Source organism: Psychrobacter sp. TB20-MNA-CIBAN-0197 (genome assembly GCF_040309765.1).
Classification (GTDB): domain Bacteria; phylum Pseudomonadota; class Gammaproteobacteria; order Pseudomonadales; family Moraxellaceae; genus Psychrobacter; species Psychrobacter submarinus.
This window is the reverse complement of the sequence record NZ_JBEOPC010000240.1, coordinates 1-335: the sequence shown is the minus strand read 5'-3', so window position 1 is coordinate 335 and position 335 is coordinate 1. Positions and strand designations below refer to the sequence as shown.

1 protein-coding gene is annotated in these 335 nt (G+C 67.5%); it reads left to right on the top strand.

Annotation, left to right across the window (positions count from 1 at the left end; all coding sequences use genetic code 11):
- Positions 1-18: 18 nt before the first annotated feature.
- Positions 19-335: FUSC family membrane protein (locus AAEY83_RS13485; protein WP_351059561.1), on the top strand; the 317-nt coding region annotated here is incomplete at its 3' end.

The following is a 335-nucleotide window of genomic DNA, read 5'->3' as shown; positions in this document are numbered from 1 at the left end:
GGCAAGGCCTGCCGGGCCTTGGCCGAATCCATCCAGATGCGCCAGCCCTTCATCTACGACGCCAGTTTCGCCGAAGCCCTGCACGACCTGCATGCCTCCCTCGAACACTTGCGCATCCAGAGCAACCCGGCATGGCGCGGCCTGCTGCGCTCGCTGCGCGCACTGGCGGCCAACCTCGGCACCCTCGACCGCCTGCTCAGCGATGCCAGCAACCCCGATGCCCTGGCGGATGCCACCGACAGCAGCCTGCTCGACCGCTCACCGCGCAATCTCAAGAACGTGTGGATTCGCCTGCGCACGCAACTGACGCCGACCTCGCTGCTGTTCCGCCATGC